Annotated in this window: 3 protein-coding genes; all 3 read left to right on the top strand. The window is 77.5% G+C overall.

Annotated features, from left to right (window positions below; genetic code table 11):
- Positions 1 to 551 (top strand): PfkB family carbohydrate kinase (locus tag ACFXA3_RS40315; RefSeq protein WP_385196062.1); only part of this gene is annotated, 551 nt, incomplete at its 5' end.
- Entirely contained in the window at positions 548 to 1,741 is a 1,194-nt protein-coding gene (locus ACFXA3_RS40310; RefSeq protein ID WP_385196059.1) for a CaiB/BaiF CoA transferase family protein, read from the top strand. The genes ACFXA3_RS40315 and ACFXA3_RS40310, both read left to right, overlap by 4 nt.
- Complete coding sequence (locus tag ACFXA3_RS40305) at positions 1,738 to 2,544, top strand: HpcH/HpaI aldolase/citrate lyase family protein (protein WP_385196056.1); 807 nt, start codon at positions 1,738 to 1,740, stop codon at positions 2,542 to 2,544. Before ACFXA3_RS40310 ends, ACFXA3_RS40305 begins: the two co-directional genes overlap by 4 nt.
- Positions 2,545 to 2,831 lie beyond the last annotated feature (287 nt).

Here is a 2,831-nt window from a genome sequence, read left to right as displayed (position 1 = left end):
CCCGTGCCCACGGGGTGCGGACGGTTCTCCCCGCGGCCCCCGCCCAGCCGCGGCCCCCCGAGCTCCTCGCCGCCACCGACCTGCTCGTCCCCAACGAGCACGAGGCCGCCGCCCTCACCGGGCTCACCGACCCGTACCGGGCCGCCGAGGCCCTGCTGACCCGGGTCCCGGAGGTCGTCGTCACCCTCGGCGCGGCCGGTTCCCTGTACGCCGCCCGCGGGCGGGAGCCGCTGACCGTGCCCGCGCCCCGGGTCCGCGCCGTGGACACCACCGCGGCCGGTGACACGTTCGTCGGCGCGCTCGCCGTGGCCCTCGGGGAGCAGCTCCCCGTGCCGCGGGCGCTGGCCTGGGCCTCGGCGGCGGCCGCGCTGTCCGTCCAGCGGCCGGGGGCGCAGGACTCGATGCCGACCCGCGCCGAAACGGACGCCTTCGCCGCGACGGGTCCCGTCACCGGGGCCGAAACCGGAACCGGAACCGGAACCGATGCCGGAGCCGGAGCCGGCGCCGGGGCCGGGGCCGATGCCGGAGCCGATGCCGGGGCCGCCTCGTGACCCCCCTCGGCCCCCTGGAGGGGGTGCGGGTGCTGGACCTCGCCACGCTCTTCGCCGGGCCGCTCGCCGCCACCCTGCTCGGGGACTTCGGCGCCGACGTCGTCAAGGTGGAACACCCGCGGCGCCCCGACCCCTCGCGCGGGCACGGCCCAGCGAAGGACGGCGTCGGCCTGTGGTGGAAGCTGCTCGGCCGGAACAAGCGGACGATGACCCTCGACCTGTCCACCCCGGGCGGGCGCGACACCCTGCTGCGGCTGGCCGCCACCGCGGACGTGGTGATCGAGAACTTCCGTCCCGGCACGCTGGAGAAGTGGGGCCTGGGCTGGGCCGAGCTGTCCGCCGCCAACCCGCGGCTGGTGCTGGCCCGCGTCACGGCGTTCGGCCAGCAGGGCCCGTACGCCCACCGCCCCGGCTTCGGCACCCTCGCGGAGGCGATGAGCGGCTTCGCGTCGATCACCGGGGAGCCGGACGGCCCGCCGACCCTGCCGCCGTTCGGCCTCGCCGACTCGATCGCCGCGCTGACCACCGCGTACGCCGTGATGACCGCGCTCGCCGGGCGCGGGCTCACCGGCCACGGGCAGGTGGTGGACCTGGCCATCATCGAACCGATCCTCACGGTGCTGGGCCCGCACCCGCTCTGGTACGACCAGCTCGGGTACGTCCAGCCGCGCACCGGCAACCGCTCGACCAACAACGCCCCGCGCAACACGTACCGCAGTGCCGACGGGCGCTGGCTCGCGGTCTCCACCTCCGCCCAGTCCGTCGCCGAGCGCGTGATGCGGCTCGTCGGCCGGCCCGAGCTGATCACCGAGCCGTGGTTCGCGACCGGCTCCGGCCGGGCGGCGCACGCGCCCGTCCTCGACGAGGCCGTCGGCGGCTGGATCGGCCGCCACAAGGCCGACGACGTGATCGCCGCGTTCGAGGAGGCCGAGGCCGCCGTGGCCCCGGTCTACGACGTACGGGACGTCATGGCCGATCCGCAGTTCGCGGCCCTGGACACCGTCACCGAGGTCGACGACCCCGAACTCGGCCCGCTCCGGATGCAGAACGTCCTGTTCCGGCTGTCCGGGACCCCCGGCGCGATCCGCTGGGCGGGCCGCCCGCACGGCGCGGACACCGACGCCGTACTCACCGAACTCGGCCTGTCCGAGGCCGAGATCAGCGCACTGCGGATGGAGCGGGCCCTGTGATCCTGACGTGGCTCTACGTACCCGGCGACCGCCCCGAGGTGGTCGCCAAGGCCCTGCACTCGGGGGCCGACGCCGTCATCGTCGACCTGGAGGACGCGGTGTCGGCCTCCCGCAAGGAGTACGCCCGCGCCGCCACCGCGGAACGGCTCGCCGAGCGGCCCCCGGTCCCGGTGTTCGTCCGCGTCAACGCGCTGGAGTCGCCCTGGGCCGGGGCCGACCTCACCGCCCTGACCGGGCTGCGGGGCCTCTCGGGGCTGCGGCTGCCGAAGATCTCGGCCCCGGAGCAGATCGCGGCGGTCGCCGACCGCACGGGCGGGGTGACGCTGCACGCCATGCTGGAGTCGGCGCGGGCCGTGGAGCGCGCGTACGAGATCGCCCGCGCGCACCCCGCCCTGCGCGGGCTCTCGATCGGCGAGGCCGACCTGCGGGCCGATCTGGGCATCAGCGCGGACGCGGGCCTGGACTGGCCGCGCTCCCGGGTGGTGGTCGCGGCCAGGGCCGCGGGGCTGGCCCCGCCCGCCCAGTCGGTGTTCCCGGACATCCGGGACCTGGAGGCCCTGGCGCTCTCCTGCGCCCGGGGGAGGGCGCTGGGCTTCCTGGGCCGGGCGGCGATCCATCCGCGCCAGCTGCCGGTGATCGAGCGGGCCTATCTGCCGGGCCCGGAGGAGGTCACCGCAGCCCAGGAGATCGTCGCGGCCGCCCGCCGCACCCCGGGGGCGGTGGCCCTGCCCGACGGCCGCTTCGTCGACCCGGCGGTGCTGGCCGGCGCGGAACGGGTGGTCGCCCTGGCCCGCCGCGAATAGCCCCGACGCGGCCCGCGCGCCGTGCGGGTCTGCGGCCGCAGCCGTGCGGGCACGAGCCCCGGCCGCAAGCCGCGGGCACGGGTCTGCGGGCGCGCGTCACGGGCAACGCGGACGGCGGCGGTCACGCATGGCGGGCGAAGCGGACGGCGGCGGTCACGCGTGACGGGCAACGCGGACGGCGGCGGTCACGCGTGGCGGGCGAAGCGCCCCGGGAGCGGGCCTCGGGCCGGGCACGGACGGTCGGGCCGCCGGGCGGGGGTGGCACCGAGACGGACGGGAGGGGGCCC

The sequence above is a fragment of the Streptomyces sp. NPDC059456 genome (assembly GCF_042750055.1).
Lineage (GTDB): Bacteria > Actinomycetota > Actinomycetes > Streptomycetales > Streptomycetaceae > Streptomyces.
Note: the sequence above shows the minus strand (reverse complement) of the source record. Positions and strands in the feature narration are given on the sequence as shown.